This window comes from bacterium (assembly GCA_036382775.1).
Classification (GTDB): domain Bacteria; phylum Hydrothermota; class Tepidihabitantia; order SM23-42; family JAOAFX01; genus DASVHD01.
Genome location: DASVHD010000001.1, coordinates 1 through 1766, shown reverse-complemented (window position 1 = coordinate 1766; position 1766 = coordinate 1). Strand labels below are relative to the sequence as shown.

Here is a 1766-nt window from a genome sequence, read left to right as displayed (position 1 = left end):
GACTTTGGTCGCTATGTCAAGTGCTTTTTACGTTTTTATGAATATTTTTTAAATAAAATCCTTCTCGTGAGAATATTGAAAGTCTAAAGTCTAGTATATATTAAGGAAACCGAAAAAAAGCGCGTTGGCGGCTCTGATTTTGAATGACTGTATATTGAATTCTTTTTCAGCATGATTTCTATAACCGCTTTTTTAATTATTATATGACAACGTTCAGGACATCGTTCACAAAATTAGCATTCAGGACATCGTTCACAAACGCTCTTTGACAATCGAGTAGCCACAGCCTGCTTTATCATGGACACCTAATCTTTCAAGGAGGTGTTCATGAAAAAGAAGATTTTGAAGCAACGGGCAACAGCAGTGGAGCGGTACTTCGCCGGAGAAGATCCGGAGAGTATCTGCGCCTCACTGGGCAAAACAACTCGGTGGCTGTACAAATGGGTATCACGGCATACTCCGGATGATCCAGCGTGGTTTGAAGACCAATCTCGGCGACCGCTTTCCAGTCCCTACCGCACTCCTGCTGAGATCGAAAAGATCGTGGAAATGGTTCGGTTGAACCTGTACAACAATGATCTCTTCTGTGGAAATCAGGCCATCCAATGGGAGCTGGTCGACATGGAGATCCAGCCGGTTCCCTCTCTCAGCACGATCGGCCGTATCCTCCAGCGTCGTGAATTGACTCACCGGCGAACTGGGCGGTATACGCCCAAGGGCAAAAAATATCCCGAGCTTCCGTCGCTCTTGCCTAATCAGACCCATCAGGTTGATATGGTCGGCCCTTGCTATCTTACTGGCCCGATCAAGTTTTACAGCCTGCATGCCGTCGATACCGCAATCAACCGGTGCGGGATAGAGCCGATGCCCTCCCGTGCAGCGCAAAGCGTTTTAGACGCTGTTTATGCGGTTTGGCTGCGTATGGGCATTCCGGAGAACGTTCAAGTTGACAACGAGATGTCCTTTTACGGAAGCCAGACCCATCCGCGAGGAATGGGACCGCTCATTCGCCTTTGCCTGGCTTACGGTGTTAAACTCTGGTTCATTCCGCCATCGGAACCCTGGTGGAATGGAGTCGTCGAGAAGTTTAATGACCATTACCAGCAGAAGTTTCTCGACAAGGTAATCATGTCATCGATGCCGCAGCTCAAGCAAGAATCGCTGGCATTTGAGCACAGGCACAACAGCACCTATCGCTACAGCAAGATCAAGGGGAAAACCCCGCTCAAGGCATTGGCCGCTATGGGAACGAAGTTGATCTTCCCGAGCAAGAGCGATACCCCAAGGCACCCTTTGGATAAGCCGGAGGAAGGTTGTTATCACCTTGTGCGATTTATCCGAAGCGACTGCAGGCTGAACATCTTCGGCGAAATGTTCCGAGTCCCACCGCAGACCCAGTACGAATATATTGTGGCTACTGTCGATGTCAAAGAACAAAAGTTAAAACTTTTCCTGGACACGATCCAGGTTCAAGAATACAAATATCAACTGCGATGATCGTTGGAACTTGTCACGGCATCGCAAGATCAGACAGTTTCAGAGTTGCGATTGAACGATGTCGTGACCATTATTTCTATGAACGATGTCCTGAACGTTAACACATAGACAATACCGTTAGGCGACAGGATATTATCGATCGGTCCGCCGAATGGAAACCCGTCCATCCTTACCCACGGGCCTGCTGATGCCGGCAGTGCCGGCTGGCCGCAATTTGCGGATTTCTTGCCTGTAAGGTTATGCACACGGCAGTAGGCGTCATCAGTGTC

Annotated in this window: 2 protein-coding genes; one reads left to right on the top strand and one right to left on the bottom strand. The window is 48.8% G+C overall.

Going from position 1 to position 1766, the window contains the following annotated elements; genetic code table 11:
• The first annotated feature begins 327 nt into the window (after nt 1–327).
• A complete protein-coding gene (locus VF399_00010; protein ID HEX7318728.1) occupies nt 328–1497 on the top strand; it encodes an integrase core domain-containing protein in 1170 nt (389 codons plus the stop codon).
• A gap of 29 nt (nt 1498–1526) precedes the next feature.
• Here the strand turns inward: VF399_00010 and VF399_00005 are convergent.
• On the bottom strand, nt 1527–1766 hold a 240-nt coding region (locus VF399_00005; GenBank protein ID HEX7318727.1), incomplete at its 5' end, for a hypothetical protein.

Excerpts from the sequence above, each read along its gene's own strand:
- VF399_00010 (HEX7318728.1), top strand. The coding sequence starts at position 328 with ATGAAAAAGAAGATTTTGAAGCAACGGGCAACAGCAGTGGAGCGGTAC.